We start from the raw sequence: 16,726 nt of genomic DNA, 5'->3' as shown, positions 1-16,726 counted from the left end.
ATGCAGGCCATTGGTTACCGTATATGACGTAACATGTGAATATTTCAAAACACCGCTCGGCTTAGACCTTGAGACCCCCCGAATCAGCTGGAAACTGCAGAGTGAGGAAAAGAATGTATTGCAGAGAGCCTACACAGTACAGGTGGCAGAGGACCCGGACTTTCAGCAGCTTGTGTCAGACAGCGGCTGGATTGAGTCTGAACAGAGTACCTTTATAGAATTAGCTGGTGCCTGGTCTTCCAGAAGCCGGTACTATTACCGGGTAAAGGTGAAGGATAATCAGGAGAACACAAGCGGCTGGTCGGATACCGCATGGTTTGAAATGGGGCTTCACAGACAGGAGGACTGGCAGGCACAGTGGATCGCACCGCCTGAGAATTTAAATGGAGAGCCCTGTCCGGTGCTTTCGCGTACGATCGAGATAAAAGAAAAAGCCGTGAAAGCAAGACTATATATTACCGCGCTCGGGCTGTATGAAATGAACATTAACGGGAGCCGCACCGGGGATATGTATTTTACTCCCGGCTGGACAAGCTATCAGGAACGCGTGCAGTACCAGGTATATGATGTTACAGGCCAGCTGCATGCAGGGGAAAACGAGCTGGAAGTATTTCTCGGAAACGGCTGGTATAAAGGGTTTATCGGCTTTGAAAATAGAAATAATTTTTACGGAGACCGGCTTGCGCTGCTTGCACAGCTGGAAGTTACCTATGAAAGCGGAGAAACGGAAATTTTTGCCACGGATGACCAGTGGCAGGCAGAAGAAAGTTCAATTCAGCTGTCGGAAATTTATCACGGAGAAACGTATGATGCGCGCATAGGTAATACCCAGCGTGTTCCTGTGGAGTTGTATCAAGGGAAAGTGCCAAACATAGTAACACAGGAGAATGAGCCGGTGCGAAAGCAGGAAACGTTCACGCCGATCGAATTAATTCATACACCGAAAGGAGATACCGTGCTTGATTTCGGCCAGAATATGGTCGGGTGGGTGCAGTTTACGCTCGAAGGAAGCCCGGGACAGGAGGTCAAGCTGTACCATGCAGAAGTACTGGACCGCGACGGGAATTTCTATACGGAAAACCTCCGTTCTGCAAAGCAGGCAGTCAGCTATACGTTCCGCGGCGGGGAAAAAGAAACGTACGAACCGAAGTTTTCCTTTCAGGGATTTCGTTATGTAAAGCTGGAAGGATTTAACGAGGAGCAGGTGCAGCTGGAAGCATTTAAAGGCATTGTGCTTTATTCTGATATGAAGTTTACAGGGGATTTTTCCTGCTCCGATGAGCTGGTAAATCAGCTGCAGCACAATATCGTATGGGGACTGAAAGGGAATTTTCTTGATGTACCGACTGACTGTCCGCAGCGGGATGAACGGCTCGGCTGGACCGGGGACGCGCAGATGTTTATCAGCACTGCTGCTTACCTTGCGAATGCAGCGCCGTTTTTCCGCAAGTGGCTCCGGGATCTCACGATTGAACAGCGCGAAGACGGCGGCGTGCCGTTTGTGATTCCGGATGTCATCATCGGCGACCAGGATCCGCTTATGGAGGACCCGCACAGTTCCGCTGCCTGGGGTGACGCGGCAGTCATTTGTCCGTGGACGATTTATGAAGCCTATGGGGATAAAAAAATTATTGAAGATCAGTATCCAAGCATGAAAGCCTGGATAGAATATATCCGCAGTCAGGGAGAAAATGAATTTCTCTGGGAAACTGGGTTCCACTTCGGCGACTGGCTGGCACTTGATTCGAAGCCGGACAGCTATATCGGGGCAACGGATAAGGCGTTTATTGCAACTGCTTTCTTTGCTTACTCTACATCGATCGTGAAAAAAGCAGCTAGGCTGCTTGATTTAGCGGATGAAGCGGCAGCTTACGAGGAGTTGGAGAACAACATTGTGGATGCTTTTACAAAAGAATTTATTACGCCGGCAGGACGCATCGCAGTGCCGACGCAGACGGCCCATATTACGGCGCTCATGTTTGGACTGTTGGAAGGAAAAGCGAAAGACCGGGCGGTGGAAAAACTGACTTCCCTGCTGGAGGAAGAAAAGTGGCACCTGACGACAGGGTTCGTGGGCACTCCTTATTTAAATCTGGTACTGAGCGAAAATGGGCGGCACGATATTGCAGAGACGCTTTTATTTCAGCAGGACTATCCTTCCTGGCTGTATCAGATCACTAAAGGAGCAACGACGATCTGGGAGCACTGGGACGGCATTAAAGAAGACGGCTCCTTCTGGAGTGCGGACATGAACTCTTTTAATCATTATGCCTACGGGGCGATCGGCGACTGGCTGTATAGAAAAGTTGCAGGCATCGAGCGGATTGCAGATATCCCGGGCTATAAAAAATTCCGCATTCAGCCGGAGCTCGGAGAAAAGCTGGCCTGGGCAGAAGGCACGCTTGAAACGATGTACGGCGAAGTGAAAAGTAAAGCAGCAAAAGAAAACGGAAAGATTAGAATGGAAGTTACTGTTCCTCCAAATACGACTGCAGAAATTATTTTCCCGGCGGATGTGCAGGTGGAAGCAGAAAGCGAGTTGCACATCGTTCGTGAAAACGGAGAGCAGAAGGCAGTTACAGGCTCCGGTACCTATATATTTTCTTATCAGCCGCAGGAGGTAAAGGTATGAGTTTTCAAAAGGGGGCAGCTTATTCCATCGTAAGAGAAGAAAAATTTGAAAGAAAAGCGGCGGAGGCACTTCCGAAGCTGTACGAGCGGACAGTAACCCCGAAACGCATGGTAGCAACAGCGCAGGATCCAAATGCGCTGCATGGCTGGAAAGTGGTTGAGAAAGAAGCTGGGAAAACTTCTTACGGTAAAGGAGACGAAGTTATCTTCGATTTCGGGGAGCATCTTGTCGGCTACGTGTCTCTTCACATTGAACCGGAGGGAAGCCCGCCGGATGCGCCGGCGCACCTGGAATTTATGTTCGGCGAAATGCCGGTGGAAGTATCCGAGCCTCCGGGAACCTATGACGGGTGGATCAGTTCCTCCTGGCTGCAGCAGGCAAGGGAGCATATTGATGTGCTGCCCTGGAAGCTTGAGTTAAAGCGGCGCTACAGCTTCCGTTACTTAAAAATCCGCGTGCTGGATACGTCGCAGAAATTCACTGTTTCTTTTCATGATGTTACTTGCACCGCGGTAACTTCTGCCGACCGTCATGCAGTCCCCGCCCGCAGCTGGGAGGGGGAACTGCTGCAGGAGCTGGACGAAGTCAGCCTGCGCACGCTGGAAAACTGTATGCAGGAAGTGTTTGAAGACGGACCGAAGCGTGACCGCCGGCTCTGGCTCGGGGATCTTCGCCTGCAGGCGCTGGCGAACTATGTTACTTTTGGCGCGAACGATCTCGTGAAACGGAATTTATATCAATTTGCTGCGGTGCCGAACGAAGAAGGCCGGGTAGCTGCCAATCTGTTTATGAAGCCGAAGCTTATTCCGGACGATACGTATTTGTTTGATTACGCATTGTTCTTTGCGACCACCCTGCACGACTACTATGAATATACGAATGACAAAGAAACACTGCAGGAGCTTTGGCCGACCGCCTATCGCCAGCTGGAGGTTGGGCTGGAGCGCGTGGAAGAGAATGGGATTGTCCGGGACGATGAAAGCTGGTGGTCATTTATTGACTGGCAGAAAGGCCTGAATAAACAGGCTGCTTCCCAGGCGATTCTCGTTTACGCGCTGCGAAAGGGAGCGGTGATGGCAGAAGCGCTTGGAAAAACCGAGCAGGCAGTCATCCTGCAGCTGCAGGCGGAAGCGGCTTCGCAGGCTGCAAAAGCGCAGCTGTGGGATGACGAAGCAGGATTTTATGTGAGCGGTGAGGAAAAGCAGATTTCCTGGGCAAGCCAGGTCTGGATGGTGTATGCCGGCGTCCTGGATAAAAAAGAAGCGAAGCAGCTGCTGCAGCGGCTTCGTGAAACCCCTCCGCAAATCGGAATGAACACACCGTACATGCATCATCACTATGCAGAGGCATTATGCCTGTACGGAGAACTGGAGGAAGCTTTGGCACACATGCGCTGGTACTGGGGCGGCATGCTGGAGGATGGGGCAGATACGTTCTGGGAGCTGTATCAGCCGGAGGATAAAACCTTTTCTCCCTACGGAAACTTTTTAATCAACAGCTACTGCCACGCCTGGAGCTGTACACCAACATATCTGCTGCGTAAATACTTTTAGAGATTAAAAACAGCAGAAGAAGCGGAAAATGACAACTTCCTTTCTTTGGATTACAATAGGTGTCATAGTATTGTGACCTGGAAAGGAGGTATCCCGTGGATCCGTTTACGCTGATACTCGTCGTACTTCTGATCGTCCTGTTCTTCCCGCTGTTTATTCGGGGAATCGGGTGTCTGATTAAAACAGTTGTGATGGTTTTTCTGGTAATAGTAGCAATTTCTTTACTTATGTCGCTGCTTTAGCCGCAGTGAACATGGCTCTTCCGAATATTCGGGAGGGCTTTTTTGCTGTGGGGGGGAGGGGAGGCTTGAAAGCTATTTTTGTAAAGATGAATTATGTGTTCTTAACGATAGATGAAGAGAAATTCATCGCTCATAATGGTCTTCTGTCAATAAAGTGGACACTCAGAAATCTCTCTTTTTTCTCTCAAACTCCCGTGCGTCTTGGCTGCATCAAGCAGGTAGGATTTGTCATTCGAATAAAGGAGAGGCCCTCCCTACTTAAATGATTCGGAAACTGTTCGTTGCTACAGAAGAAAATGGATGCTTTTTTCATACTCCTCAGGCGACAGGTAGCCGAGCGTAGAATGTCGTCGTTGGGCGTTATAAAACGTATCAATGTAATAGCTGATAGCGATTTTTGCTTCATCTCGCGTCTGGAAACGGCGACGATAAATGAGCTCTTTCTTGATGGTGGCGTGGAACGATTCAATGCAGGCATTGTCATAGGGGTCGCCCTTCCGGCTCATGCTAATTTGAAAGTTACGTGCTTCGAGACATTGAATATATTCGTTCGAACAGTACTGGGAACCGCGGTCGGAATGGTGGATCGGCGTTCCCACAGGATCTCGTAAAAGCAGAGCATCCTCCAGCGCGCCCAGGGGGAGTGTCGTCTTCATGAAAGGCTCCAGACGCCAGCCCACAATTTTTCGGGAGAAGAGATCCATCACACTGGCCAGGTACAGCCAGCCTTCCAGTGTCCAAAGGTACGTAATATCTGTGACCCAGACGATGTTTGGCTGCGCCGCCTGAAACTGCCGTTCCAGGAGATTGGGATAGATAAACTGGTCATGGTTCGAATCGGTGGTCCGCATGATTTTCTTGGCTGACACGGCGCGCAGTCCCATCTCGTGCATGAGACGACCGACGGTCCGTTCGCCGACGATATAGCCCCAATCCTCCAGGTCTTTTACGATACGGGGACTACCATACGTCCCGTGACTCTCGTGAAATGACTGAAAAATTTTTTGCTTCAGTGCTTCCTGATAGATCTGACGTGCTGTTTGTTCTTCCCTCTCCTGTAACTTTCGCCATTTGTAAAAGCCGCTTTTGGATACATGGAGTACACTGCACATCTTCACTACGCTGTATTGGTTCACATGATCCTGCATGAACGAATAGATTACGTGCGGTCTTTGATAAAGACATGCATGGCCTTTTTTAGGATTTCCAATTCCTCTTCTCGTTCCCTAAGCTCTTGTTCTGCCACCCGTAATTTATTCTCTATTTCCGTGAATGTCATCCGTTGTTCTTCGTTGGGATGGACCAGACGGTCCTGCTTTTCCCGGTACAGCTTTGCCCACTGTCGGATCGAAGTAGGACTAACCCCAATTTCATACGCGAGATCGGTGGCTTTCCGTCCTTCTTCGATATAAAGCTTGGCAATATATTCCTTATATTCGTGCGGTTTATGCTTACGCATGTGATGGGACACGCCCTTTCCTTCAGTAGGTTCAGTATGTCGAAAACCGATCAGTCGTGTCCACTTATTAGTCTAACCCCAATAAAATCAGAAAGCTGCGCTATAAAATCAAATAATCACCGATGATGATCAGATAACCACTGCTAATGAGAGAATAAAGCAGTATTTCCACTCACCGAAAATACTTGCCTTTTCCTCACACTCCTGTTAATATCGTTTCATAGCTAACGATTAAATTTTCTAAAGGGTGGTGAAAAGCTATTCACTCTTTTAATAAAGACGGCGAACTGCTTCCGGAGGAGCGGGAAGCCCTGAAGCAGCTAACGAAGGTTTCCGAGGAGGAGCTGCAGACAGAGGCGATTTCTGTCGTAACGAATCTTTACCGGGCAGCACAGGGTCTCCGGAATAAAATGGAGCAGGAAGTGCTTTCCGGGTACCGGCTTTCCTGGACATCCTTTTCGATATTGTATGATCTCTGGGTCTCCGGGCCGCTGGAAACAAGAGAACTGGCGAAGCTCACTGCGGTAAGTAAAGCAACGGTCAGCAACATTACCAATACCCTCGAGCGAAAAGAGTTCTGCTCGCGGGAGAGAGACACGGAGGATAAGCGGATTTCCTACGTTTCGATTACAGAGAACGGACGAAAAGTGATGGAAGAGCTGTATCCGAAGTTTCATCAGGGGGAGGCGGAAATTGTCCGCAGCCTCGACCCGGAAGAGCAGAAGCAGATGTCCGCACTGCTCCGAAGAGTGATCCGGGACAATCAATTTTAGCGGAAATTTCATATCAGAACAGCAATGACAGGAACCCAGTAGCAGTGCATCTCCCTGTTTCAGAGAGTCGGTGGCCGGTGTGAATCGACACAAAGATGCATGTGAATTACCTCCTCGAGCTTTTTCTGCGAACAGCAGTAGCAGAAAACGGTCCGGATCCCGTTAGATCATGAGTGGAGGAAGCGCATGCTTCTTCAATAAGGGTGGTACCGCGTTATAACCACGTCCCTTTTTTGGGGGGCGTGTTTTTTTGTATTTAATTTTAAGGAGGAAAAGAAAATGACAAGTTTCAAACAAAAATTATCAGCAGCGCAGCGTATAGAAGTAAAAAGGCAGATGGATATATACAGGCAGGGAGTGCAGGATATTATTCCGCCGGAAGACCTGGAGGAGAAAATTGCAAAATCACTGATCGAAGAGCGTCCGCTGAAAATCAAGCTAGGCCTGGATCCTTCTGCACCGGACGTGCACCTGGGCCACACGGTAGTGCTGAACAAAATGCGCCAGTTCCAGGATAATGGGCATGTCATTCAGCTGCTTATCGGGGATTTTACCGGGAAAATCGGGGATCCGACAGGAAAATCAGTCGCACGGAAGCAGCTTACCGATGAGGAAGTAAAAACCAATGCGCAGACCTACTTCGAACAGTTCGGCAAAGTGCTTGATATGGAAAAAGTGGAGCTGCACTACAACTCGAAGTGGCTAAGCAAACTGAATTTTGAAGAAGTGATTCATCTGGCAGGACAGATTACTGTCGCGAGGCTTCTGGAGCGGGATGATTTTGATGAAAGAATTGCGATGAGCAAGCCGATTTCCCTGCACGAATTTTTCTACCCGCTGATGCAGGGCTACGATTCCGTGGTGCTGGAAAGTGATATTGAACTCGGCGGAACGGATCAGCACTTTAATATCTTAATGGGGCGTCACTTCCAGGAGCGTTTTGAAAAAGAAAAGCAGGTGGCGATTCTCATGCCGCTGATTGAAGGGCTGGATGGCGTGGAAAAAATGTCCAAGTCCAAAAACAACTACATCGGCATTGATGAAAGCCCGAATGAAATGTTTGGAAAAGCGATGTCGATACCGGATGAATTAATGATAAAATACTTTGAGCTTGTAACGGATCTTTCTCCGGAAGCAGTGGAAAAAGTGAAAACAGAACTGGAGTCCGGAAAGATGCATCCGCGCGATGCGAAAATGCTTCTTGGGAAAACAATCGTCCGCATGTACCACAGCGAAGAAGCAGGAGAAAAAGCGGAACAGCATTTCGTCACTGTCTTCCGGGAAGGTGCCGCGCCGGAAGAAATTCCCGAACAGCAGTGGGAAGGGGAGCAGCAGACGGGAATCCTCGATCTGCTGACCGCGCTGGATCTGCTTCCCTCGAAAAGTGAAGCAAGGAAAATGATACAGAATAACGGGGTGAAGATGGACGGTAAAAGAGTTACCGACCCTCAGCTGACAGTGGAAATAAAAGACGGTATGGTGGTGCAGGTAGGGAAGCGTAAGTTTGTACGGGTGGCACTTAAACATTAAATGAAAGCATTGAAACCCGTGCGGGAAGAAAGTTTTGCTGCACGGGTTTTTAAAAGTGGTTGTACATTCCTCCAATATGTAAAATTTTTATAATTTTCTATTGCTTTGTATATGAATATAAATTACTATACTAATAGAACTACGTAATTCGCTGTTCCTATAAAAATAACTTCAATATAACTGGGCGGAATATATTTCCGGCTCTTGTATAGACGCGACACTGGTTGATTAGGACGGCTTTTTCATATATCAAATATTCTTGAGAGGTTGTTTGTGAATGAATGTACAAAGGAAACTGCTAGTATCGTATTTGGTAATTGTTGCAATACTGCTGGGGCTGGGGGCTTACTCGGTGTATAGTCTGCAGGCAATGAATGACAATAGCAGCAGAATGTACGAGAACCGTGTCACTCCGCTGAATGAGTTAGCGTCCATCGTGCAGCTTGCAGAAAATACACGGGTGCAGATGGTAACTTCTGTACTGAATGAAAATCCAGCTTTTACAGAAGCTGCTGAAAGCAATCTGGAAGAAATTAATACATATATTACTGCGTATGAAGCACACATAAATAATGCAGAGGAACAGGAAATTTTCGAAACATTTCAGACGGAGTGGGAGGCTTTTACAGCGATCGTTCGCAATAACATTATATTAATTGAGCTTGAAAATTTTGAAGGAGCACAGATGGGCCTCCTGCAGGGGGGAGGACCTTTTCAGGCATCTTCGGAAGCGCTGGGAGAACTCCGAGAGATTAACCAGACGATTGCAGAAAGATTAAACAATGAAAATACGAGCAGCTATGAATGGACCCGGCTGATCATTATCGTCCTTAGTTTAGTAGCAATTGCTTCGGCTGTGGGGATTGCACTGCTGATGGGCCGCTCGCTCGGAAAGCCGCTCGGGAAAGTATCCAGTCAGCTTCGTACAATTGCGCAGGGGGACTTAACTGTGGCTCCCATGCGGGTGAAGCGAAAAGATGAAATTGGAGATCTTGTGCAGAGCATGAATAAAATGCAGGATAATTTAAAAGGCCTTATTCAGAATGTATCCACTGCTTCCGGAAATTTATCCAGCCAGAGTGAAGAACTTACCCAGTCGGCGGGAGAAGTGAAAGCAGGGTCTGAGCAGATCGCAGTCGCAATGCAGGAGGTTGCTTCTGGTTCAGAAACGCAGGCAAATAACGCGGGCGATCTCGCTTCCGGCATGGAAACATTCGCGGTGGAAATGCAGGGAGCGAACACTAAAGGGGAAGAAATCCACCGATCTTCAGAGAAAGTAGTTTCACTGACGGAAGAAGGAACTGCCTTGATGGAACAGACGGTGGCTCAAATGAAAAATATTGACGGCATTGTAAAAGATGCAGTGCAGAAAGTAAGCGGCCTCGATAAACAGTCGCAGAAAATTTCCAAGCTGGTCGGGGTGATTAATGAAATTGCCGAGCAGACAAATCTATTGGCGCTGAATGCTGCTATTGAAGCAGCAAGAGCAGGCGAGCACGGAAAAGGCTTTGCGGTGGTTGCGGACGAAGTGCGAAAACTGGCAGAGCAGGTAAGCACTTCTGTCGTCGATATTACAGGAATCGTCGGTGACATGCAGGAGGAATCTGCAGGAGTGGTCCAGTCGCTCGAAGGCGGCTATCAGGAAGTAGAAAAAGGAACGAAGCAGGCGGAAACAACGGGCGCCACGTTCCACAGCATCAACCAGGCGGTCAAGGAAATGAGCAGCGGTATCCAGGGGATTACGAGCAGCCTGGCGACCATGGCTTCCAACAGCCAGGAAATGAATGCAACGGTGGAAGAAATTGCAGCCGTTTCTGAAGAATCCGCGGCAGGCGTCGAGCAGACGTCCGCCTCCGCACAGCAGGCGAGCAGCTCCATGCAGGAAGTTACGGCGAGCTCTGAAGAATTGGCGAAGATGGCAGAAGAACTGAATGAACTCGTGCTTAAATTTAAAGTATAAGGTGGAGAGGACTGACGGCATGCTGTCAGTCCTTTTCCGTTTGCGAATATAATTCGCTTGTTAAAAATGAATTCGAGTGTTTGAAAGGTGAATTAATGCTTTTTGCTGTTTTAAAAATGAGTAAAATGGTCCAGCGTGAGAGTAAAGGTCTTACTTGAGAGTGAATGCTTAGGCAACATGAGTAAATCTGAGTTGGCGAGCAGTAAATCTTTTTAAATAAGAGTAAATCAACATCCGCAGTAATAAATCCTGCGACTGGGATTAACTGCCGATGAATTCGGGTGTCTTAAAAATGAATCGCCTCATGACCCCGCCCCAGACCACAAAAAAGGAGTGCTGCAGCTCACAGGCACTCCTTTTTTCTATGAACTTTTCTGCTGGTCTTTTTCCTTCGTCACTTTATGGAGGGCGTGGTTCGTGCCCCATTCGTGCATTGCTTCTAAAATCGGCTCGAGACTGCGGCCATATTCAGTAATCGAATACTCTACTTTCGGCGGCACCTGCGGATACACGACCCGCTCGATGATATCTTCCTCCTCCAGTTCACGAAGCTGCTTCGTGAGCATTTTCTGCGTGATGCCCGGCATGCTGCGCTTCAATTCACTGAAGCGTTTCGTTCCTTCCTGCAGCAGGTATAGGAGTATAATCGGCTTCCATTTTCCGACAAGAATGCCGAGCGCATTTTCAACCCGGCAGTTTTCCGGTTTCTTTTCCATGCTGTTTCCTCCTTTAGTATCTTTTTGTATACTATAGCACTTAAAAGTGCGTACTTATCAATTTGTGAGATACTAATTATAATAGCATCAGGAACAACAAATAGAAAGGTGGAATTTTACATGCAGAAATATAGAATCAATCCGGATGACGGATTGGAATTTGGAATTTATACACTCGGAGATCACCTTCCTGATCCGGCAACCGGCGAAAGAATCTCCGCACAGGAACGAATTCATGACCTGGTCGAATATGCAACGCTTGCAGAGCAGGCGGGGCTTGATTTCTTCAGCGTGGGAGAAAGCCACCAGGAATTCTTTGCCACGCAGGCGCATGCAGTGGTACTTGCTGCGATTGCCCAGGCAACGGAAAAAATTAAAATTGCGAGCTCTTCCACAATTATCAGTACCTCTGATCCGGTTAGAGTCTATGAAAACTTTGCAACGATCGATCTCATCTCGAAGGGGCGTGCGGAAATTGTAGCCGGACGAGCTTCGCGGATAGGATTGTTTGAACTGCTAGGTTATAACGTGCGCGACTACGAAGCATTATTTGAGGAAAAATTCGATCTGCTCCGTCAGATCAATGAAGAAGAAGTAGTCAACTGGAGCGGGGAATTCAGAGCGCCGTTAAGAAATGCGAAAGTACTGCCGCGCCCGATGGAAGGATCTCTGCCGATCTGGCGTGCGGTCGGCGGGACACCGGCGAGTGCAATGAAAGCAGGATATGCAGGGGTGCCAATGTTTATGGCCCACTTAGGCGGAGCATCCGCAGTATTTAAACGTACCATTGATGCATACCGGGAGGCAGCCAGAGAAGGCGGGCATAACCCGGACGAGCTTCCGGTGGCGACTGCAGGTTTTTTCTATGCTGCGGAAAACTCCCAGCAGGCCTTGAAAGAACTGTATCCTCACATTAATGAAGGAATGAAACGCACAAACGGTGCAGGCTTTCCGAAGCAGCACTTCGCACAGGGCGTTGATCCGCATAATATTATGAACATCGGCAGCCCGAAGCAGATCATTGAAAAAATATTGCATCAGCACGAAGTATTCGGGCATCAGCGCTATATTGCCCAGATTGATTTCGGCGGCATGCCGATGGATAATATTAAGAAAAACCTGGATCTGATCGGCTCTGAAATACTGCCGGCAGTGAAAAAATATACGAAAAAGAAATAGGAGGCGCGCACATGAAGATTATTGGACTATCCGGCTCTCAGGTCGGTTCAAAGACGAGAACCGCAGTGGATGCGGCGATGAAATCTTTAAAGGACAAGTATCCGGACGTAGAAACTAACTTAATTGATTTAGCGGAATACGAGATGCAGTTCAGTGACGGGCGCAATTATCTGGAGTATGAAGGAGACACCGGCTACGTTACAAAAGAGCTAATGGAAGCAGATGCTATCGTGATCGGCACACCTATTTTTCAGGCTTCCATCCCGGCAACGTTAAAAAATATTTTTGATCTGCTGCCGGTCAATGCGTTCCGTGATAAAGTTGTCAGCATGATCGTTACGGCGGGATCACCGAAGCATTATCTGATCGCAGATTTACAGCTGAAACCTATCCTTGCCTATATGAAGGCACAGCTGGTACAGACGTACGTCTTTATTGAAGAAGAAGATTTCTACCGCAAGGAAATAAAGAACAATGATATTCTCGACCGGATTGACCGTCTGGCGGAAGACACGGTAGTGCTCACGGAAACTTTTACGAAGATCCGGGAAGAAAAAGAAGCACAGTATGATTTTTAATAGAGATACCGTGGAAGAGGCTGTCACAGGCCTCTTTTTTTATTTGGGAACAATTTTATTTCCACCTGGCACAAATAAAATTGCTGTACTTTCTATGATAAGACTGCTTGGACTTGTTGAAGACAAATCGAAAAGATCCAAACATAAAGTTCGGTACAGCAAGCCTGCGGATAGTAACTTCCCGTTATTAAAATCAGAATAATCAGTTTTTATTCATAATTCCGCCATAATGAAAGCGTTACCTGCAATATTGTGAAATATTTCACAAATTAATGCTTTTCTTTTAGGTAAAGTCCGTCTACAATAAAGGTGTAAACAAGTTGATTGCCGCTCTTATTTTTTTAACTTATCATGTGAAATATTTCACAATATGAATGAAGGAGTGATTAACATGGCAGTAGAAGAGAAAAAGCTTAAAAAAGCAAAAGAATCAGTAAGTGAAGTGCAGCAGCTGGTGGAAAGAGCGAACATAGCAGCAGAGGCATTCCGTGAGTTTGACCAGGCCCAGGTAGACAAGGTAGTCAAAGAAATGGCGATGGCAGGCGTGGATCAGCATATGCCGCTCGCAAAAATGGCAGTGGAAGAAACAAAGCGCGGTGTCTATGAAGATAAGATTATTAAAAATATGTTTGCCACAGAATACGTGCATAATACGATCAAGCATGATAAAACAGTCGGAATTCTTTACGAAAATGAGTATGAAGAAACGATTGAAATTGCAGAGCCGGTAGGTGTTGTTGCCGGAGTAACACCGGTAACGAACCCAACTTCTACTACTATGTTTAAGGCGCTCATATCTATTAAAACGCGTAACCCAATTATCTTTGCGTTCCATCCATCTGCGCAGAAATGTTCTGCGAAAGCTGCAGAAATTATGTATAAGGCTGCCGTAAGGGCAGGGGCACCAAAGGACTGTATTCAGTGGATTGAAAAGCCATCTGTTGAAGCGACCCAGCAGCTGATGAATCACCCAGGCGTGGCGCTCGTACTCGCTACAGGCGGCGCGGGCATGGTGAAAGCAGCGTATTCTACTGGAAAGCCGGCACTCGGTGTCGGTCCGGGAAATGTACCGTGCTACATTGAGCGGAGTGCAGACATCGAGCAGGCAGTGAATGACCTGATTCTCTCAAAAACATTTGATAACGGCATGATCTGTGCTTCTGAACAGGCTGTCATTATCGACGAAGAAATTTACGAAGCAACAAAGCTGGAACTGATTGCAAACAACTGTTACTTCCTCACAGATGCGGAAAGGCAGAAGGTAGAAAAGCTTGTCATTAATGAAGAAAGCTGCGCCGTCAACGCGCAGATTGTTGGAAAGCCTGCTTTTGAAATTGCAAAGCTTGCCGGAGTGGAAGTACATCCCGAAACAAAAATTCTCATTGCAGAACTGAAGACAGTTGGACCGGAATCTCCGTTGTCCCGCGAAAAGCTCAGCCCGGTGCTCGCATGCTATAAAGTAAAGAATTTTGAAGAAGGCTTCCAGCGCTCGGAGGAAATGCTTGCCTTTGGCGGACTAGGGCACTCTGCGGTTATTCATTCCAATAACATGGATATCGTCGAAGGGTTCGGCTTACGTTTAAAAGCAGGCCGGGTAATCAACAACTGCCCATCTTCCCAGGGAGCAATCGGAGACATTTACAACGGGTACCTGCCGTCTCTCACACTCGGCTGCGGCTCCTACGGAAGGAACTTTGTTTCCCAGAACGTAGGAACGGTCAATCTGCTGAATATTAAAAAAATCGGCAAGAGAAGAAACAATATGCAGTGGTTCAAGGTTCCCGGGAAAGTATATTTCGAGAAAAACTCTACAAAATATCTCGAGAAAATGCCGAATATTTCCCGGGCAATGATTGTAACGGACCAGATGATGGTGAAGATGGGATACGTGGACCGCGTGGTGCATTATCTGAACAAGCGTAAGGAAAAAGTAAGTTACCAGATCTTTGCGGATGTGGAGCCGGATCCATCTGTAGAAACAGTGATGACCGGTGCAAAAGCGATGACTGATTTTGAGCCGGATGTCATTATCACTCTCGGCGGCGGTTCTGCGATGGATGCAGCCAAAGGAATGTGGGCATTCTATGAGCATCCGGACCTGGAGTTCCATGACTTAAAACAGAAGTTCCTGGATATCAGAAAGAGAGTTTTCAAGCATCCGAAGCTTGGAAATAAAGCGCAGTTTGTAGCGATTCCGACGACTTCCGGTACTGGCTCTGAGGTGACTTCTTTTGCAGTAATCACGGATAAAGAAAACAATGTGAAGTATCCAATTGCTGACTATGAACTCACACCGGACGTGGCAATTATTGACCCGGTCTACGTAAAATCCGTACCGCCGACTGTCACAGCGGATACCGGAATGGACGTACTCACACATGCGATCGAAGCATATGTTTCCATTATGGCAAATGATTATACAGATGGACTGGCAATGAAAGCAGTCCAGCTTGTATTTGAATATCTGCCGCAGTCCTACCGGGATGAAAACAACGAACTTGCAAGAGAAAAAATGCACAATGCTTCTACGATGGCGGGCATGGCTTTTGCAAATGCGTTCCTTGGAATCAATCACAGCCTGGCGCACAAAATGGGGGCAGAGTTCCATATTGCACATGGCCGCACAAACGCAATCCTGCTGCCGCACGTAATCCGCTACAACGGCTCCAAGCCAACGAAGTTCACTGCGTTTCCTAAGTACAGCCACTTTATTGCAGACAAGCGCTATGCAGAGCTCGCGAAGCTGCTCGGCCTGCCGGCAGCAACTCCGGCGGAAGGCGTGGAAAGTCTTGCCAACGCTGTCACCAAGCTTGCGAAAGAGCTGAACATTCCAATGAGCTTTGCAGCATGCGGCGTTGATAAAAAAGAATTTGAAGCAAAAGTGGATATGATGGCGGACCGTGCATTCGAAGATCAGTGCACTCCCGCCAATCCAAGGCTTCCTTTAATTACAGAACTTGCAGATATTTACCGCGCAGCCTACAAAGGCGTATAAGAAAAAAAGCACCCCGGGAGCTCAGCTTTCGGGGTGCTTTTTATGATTCTCGCTCTTACATGTATCGGGAAGCCCGATGTTATACAAAAGCAGTCTAAACAGGAAAAGGAGCTGCACTTATCAAGAACATCGGAATTAATTTATCTGCAGAAGTTATCTCCGTGTCTCATTTAACTTGAAAATTTCAAAGGGCTACTCTCAAAAAATGTTTTACTTTCTGTTCATATTTTTCTGCAAGAGAATCTTCCAGATCATTAGTGGAGATAATTGTATCCACTTCGTCCAGGTTGATCCATTTTACCAGCGATCGCTGTTCAAATTTTGTATGATCTGCCAGCACCACAATCTTATCGGCAAGCTCCGCAATACGCTGCTTCGTTCTTGCCTGCATTTCGTGGCTGTCGCTTACTCCCCATGATGCATCGATCGCAGTACAGGACATAAAGAACGTGTTCACATGGTAGTCATTGATAATTTTATCGGAGGTGATGCCCACGAGCGACATCGATTCTTTGCGAAGATACCCTCCGGTTAAAATTACAGTGATCTGCTCTTTTTTGGCTAGCTCAATAGAGACATGGATGGAATTTGTGATGACTGTCAAAGACATATTTGGAAGCAGTTTTGCCAGCTGCAGAGAAGTGGTGCTGGCATCAATGGCAATAATTTCCCCTTCTTCTACAAGCTCCAGTGCCTGCCTTGCAATTGCTTCTTTTTCTTCCAGGTGCTTCTGTTCCCGTTCCATGGAGGGCACTTCAAACCCCTCAGAAGCAGACTGCACTGCTCCGCCGCGCGTTCGAATTAACACTTTTTGATTTTCCAAAAACTCCAGGTCGCGGCGGATCGTTTCGTCTGTTACCGATAAGGACTTACTGAGCTCCCCGACCTTTACTTTTCCATGTTTCTTCAATTCTTTAATAATGTTTTTATGCCGTCGATCTACTTTCGATTCTACATTCAGCATCGCTGCATCTCCTTTTATATTTGGTAAACACGAATAAATTCTTTATATCTATTTATTAATTATACAAAAACTCCCGTAAGAAAACACATTTCAGCTGGTGTTTATTTATTTTTTTGGAAAGAGGAGTGTTTCTTTAGAACGGAAA

The 16,726-nt window shown here is 47.3% G+C and carries 13 protein-coding genes and 1 other annotated feature; of the genes, 9 read left to right on the top strand and 4 right to left on the bottom strand.

Features of this window, described 5'->3' with window-relative positions; genetic code table 11:
- Positions 1 to 10 precede the first annotated feature (10 nt).
- From BLP92_RS08890 to BLP92_RS18015, 3 genes are all read left to right on the top strand, one after another.
- Positions 11 to 2,632, top strand: a complete 2,622-nt coding sequence (locus BLP92_RS08890) for an alpha-L-rhamnosidase (RefSeq protein ID WP_090842595.1) — start codon at positions 11 to 13, stop codon at positions 2,630 to 2,632.
- Positions 2,629 to 4,185 carry an alpha-L-rhamnosidase-related protein gene (locus tag BLP92_RS08885; RefSeq protein WP_090842594.1) on the top strand — a complete coding sequence of 519 codons (1,557 nt, stop codon included), beginning with the start codon at positions 2,629 to 2,631 and terminating at the stop codon, positions 4,183 to 4,185. Before BLP92_RS08890 ends, BLP92_RS08885 begins: the two co-directional genes overlap by 4 nt.
- Before the next feature lie 95 nt (positions 4,186 to 4,280).
- Positions 4,281 to 4,427: a hypothetical protein gene (locus tag BLP92_RS18015; RefSeq protein WP_175444235.1), complete on the top strand. Its 147-nt coding sequence runs from the start codon at positions 4,281 to 4,283 to the stop codon at positions 4,425 to 4,427.
- Between the two features lie 284 nt (positions 4,428 to 4,711).
- On the opposite strand, the gene BLP92_RS08875 is transcribed toward BLP92_RS18015, so the two are convergent.
- Together BLP92_RS08875 and BLP92_RS08870 are read right to left on the bottom strand one after the other, a co-directional pair.
- Positions 4,712 to 5,563 carry an IS3 family transposase gene (locus tag BLP92_RS08875; RefSeq protein WP_175444234.1) on the bottom strand — a complete coding sequence of 284 codons (852 nt, stop codon included), beginning with the start codon at positions 5,561 to 5,563 and terminating at the stop codon, positions 4,712 to 4,714.
- A 23-nt stretch (positions 5,564 to 5,586) separates the two neighbouring features.
- Positions 5,587 to 5,886: a transposase gene (locus tag BLP92_RS08870; RefSeq protein ID WP_139148938.1), complete on the bottom strand. Its 300-nt coding sequence runs from the start codon at positions 5,884 to 5,886 to the stop codon at positions 5,587 to 5,589.
- 260 nt (positions 5,887 to 6,146) lie between these two features.
- Here BLP92_RS08870 and BLP92_RS08865 point away from each other — a divergent pair, with 260 nt between their 5' ends.
- The 3 genes from BLP92_RS08865 (at position 6,147) to BLP92_RS08855 (ending at position 10,149) form a co-directional block, all read left to right on the top strand.
- Positions 6,147 to 6,659: a MarR family winged helix-turn-helix transcriptional regulator gene (locus tag BLP92_RS08865; protein WP_090842590.1), complete on the top strand. Its 513-nt coding sequence runs from the start codon at positions 6,147 to 6,149 to the stop codon at positions 6,657 to 6,659.
- Between the two features lie 15 nt (positions 6,660 to 6,674).
- Positions 6,675 to 6,892 (top strand) — a binding site (T-box leader).
- Positions 6,893 to 6,938: 46 nt separating this feature from the next.
- A complete protein-coding gene (tyrS, locus tag BLP92_RS08860; protein WP_090842589.1) occupies positions 6,939 to 8,189 on the top strand; it encodes a tyrosine--tRNA ligase in 1,251 nt (416 codons plus the stop codon).
- A gap of 277 nt (positions 8,190 to 8,466) precedes the next feature.
- Positions 8,467 to 10,149: a methyl-accepting chemotaxis protein gene (locus tag BLP92_RS08855; RefSeq protein ID WP_090842588.1), complete on the top strand. Its 1,683-nt coding sequence runs from the start codon at positions 8,467 to 8,469 to the stop codon at positions 10,147 to 10,149.
- Positions 10,150 to 10,511: 362 nt separating this feature from the next.
- Here BLP92_RS08855 and BLP92_RS08850 read toward each other — a convergent pair whose 3' ends face one another.
- Positions 10,512 to 10,865 carry a winged helix-turn-helix transcriptional regulator gene (locus BLP92_RS08850; RefSeq protein ID WP_090842587.1) on the bottom strand — a complete coding sequence of 118 codons (354 nt, stop codon included), beginning with the start codon at positions 10,863 to 10,865 and terminating at the stop codon, positions 10,512 to 10,514.
- Positions 10,866 to 10,985: 120 nt separating this feature from the next.
- On the opposite strand from BLP92_RS08850, the gene BLP92_RS08845 reads away from it, so the two are divergent.
- The 3 genes from BLP92_RS08845 to adhE all read left to right on the top strand — a co-directional run bounded on the left by BLP92_RS08845 (position 10,986) and on the right by adhE (position 15,617).
- On the top strand, positions 10,986 to 12,044 hold the full coding sequence (locus BLP92_RS08845) for an LLM class flavin-dependent oxidoreductase (RefSeq protein WP_090842586.1): 1,059 nt from the start codon (positions 10,986 to 10,988) through the stop codon (positions 12,042 to 12,044).
- A gap of 11 nt (positions 12,045 to 12,055) precedes the next feature.
- A complete protein-coding gene (locus tag BLP92_RS08840) occupies positions 12,056 to 12,622 on the top strand; it encodes an NADPH-dependent FMN reductase (protein ID WP_090842585.1) in 567 nt (188 codons plus the stop codon).
- A 391-nt stretch (positions 12,623 to 13,013) separates the two neighbouring features.
- Positions 13,014 to 15,617, top strand: coding sequence for a bifunctional acetaldehyde-CoA/alcohol dehydrogenase (adhE, locus tag BLP92_RS08830; RefSeq protein WP_090842583.1), 2,604 nt, complete (start codon positions 13,014 to 13,016; stop codon positions 15,615 to 15,617).
- Positions 15,618 to 15,801: 184 nt separating this feature from the next.
- On the opposite strand, the gene BLP92_RS08825 is transcribed toward adhE, so the two are convergent.
- Positions 15,802 to 16,581, bottom strand: coding sequence for a DeoR/GlpR family DNA-binding transcription regulator (locus BLP92_RS08825; RefSeq protein WP_090842582.1), 780 nt, complete (start codon positions 16,579 to 16,581; stop codon positions 15,802 to 15,804).
- Positions 16,582 to 16,726 lie beyond the last annotated feature (145 nt).

It is taken from the genome of Alkalicoccus daliensis (genome assembly GCF_900103955.1).
In the GTDB taxonomy this organism is placed as follows: Bacteria; Bacillota; Bacilli; order Bacillales; family Salisediminibacteriaceae; genus Alkalicoccus; species Alkalicoccus daliensis.
Note: the sequence above shows the minus strand (reverse complement) of the source record. Positions and strands in the feature narration are given on the sequence as shown.

Coding starts and splice junctions, on each gene's coding strand:
- BLP92_RS08885 (WP_090842594.1), top strand. CDS start 2,629: ATGAGTTTTCAAAAGGGGGCAGCTTATTCCATCGTAAGAGAAGAAAAA.
- BLP92_RS08870 (WP_139148938.1), bottom strand. CDS start 5,886: ATGCGTAAGCATAAACCGCACGAATATAAGGAATATATTGCCAAGCTT.
- tyrS (WP_090842589.1), top strand. CDS start 6,939: ATGACAAGTTTCAAACAAAAATTATCAGCAGCGCAGCGTATAGAAGTA.
- BLP92_RS08855 (WP_090842588.1), top strand. CDS start 8,467: ATGAATGTACAAAGGAAACTGCTAGTATCGTATTTGGTAATTGTTGCA.
- BLP92_RS08850 (WP_090842587.1), bottom strand. CDS start 10,865: ATGGAAAAGAAACCGGAAAACTGCCGGGTTGAAAATGCGCTCGGCATT.
- BLP92_RS08845 (WP_090842586.1), top strand. CDS start 10,986: ATGCAGAAATATAGAATCAATCCGGATGACGGATTGGAATTTGGAATT.
- BLP92_RS08840 (WP_090842585.1), top strand. CDS start 12,056: ATGAAGATTATTGGACTATCCGGCTCTCAGGTCGGTTCAAAGACGAGA.
- adhE (WP_090842583.1), top strand. CDS start 13,014: ATGGCAGTAGAAGAGAAAAAGCTTAAAAAAGCAAAAGAATCAGTAAGT.
- BLP92_RS08825 (WP_090842582.1), bottom strand. CDS start 16,581: ATGCTGAATGTAGAATCGAAAGTAGATCGACGGCATAAAAACATTATT.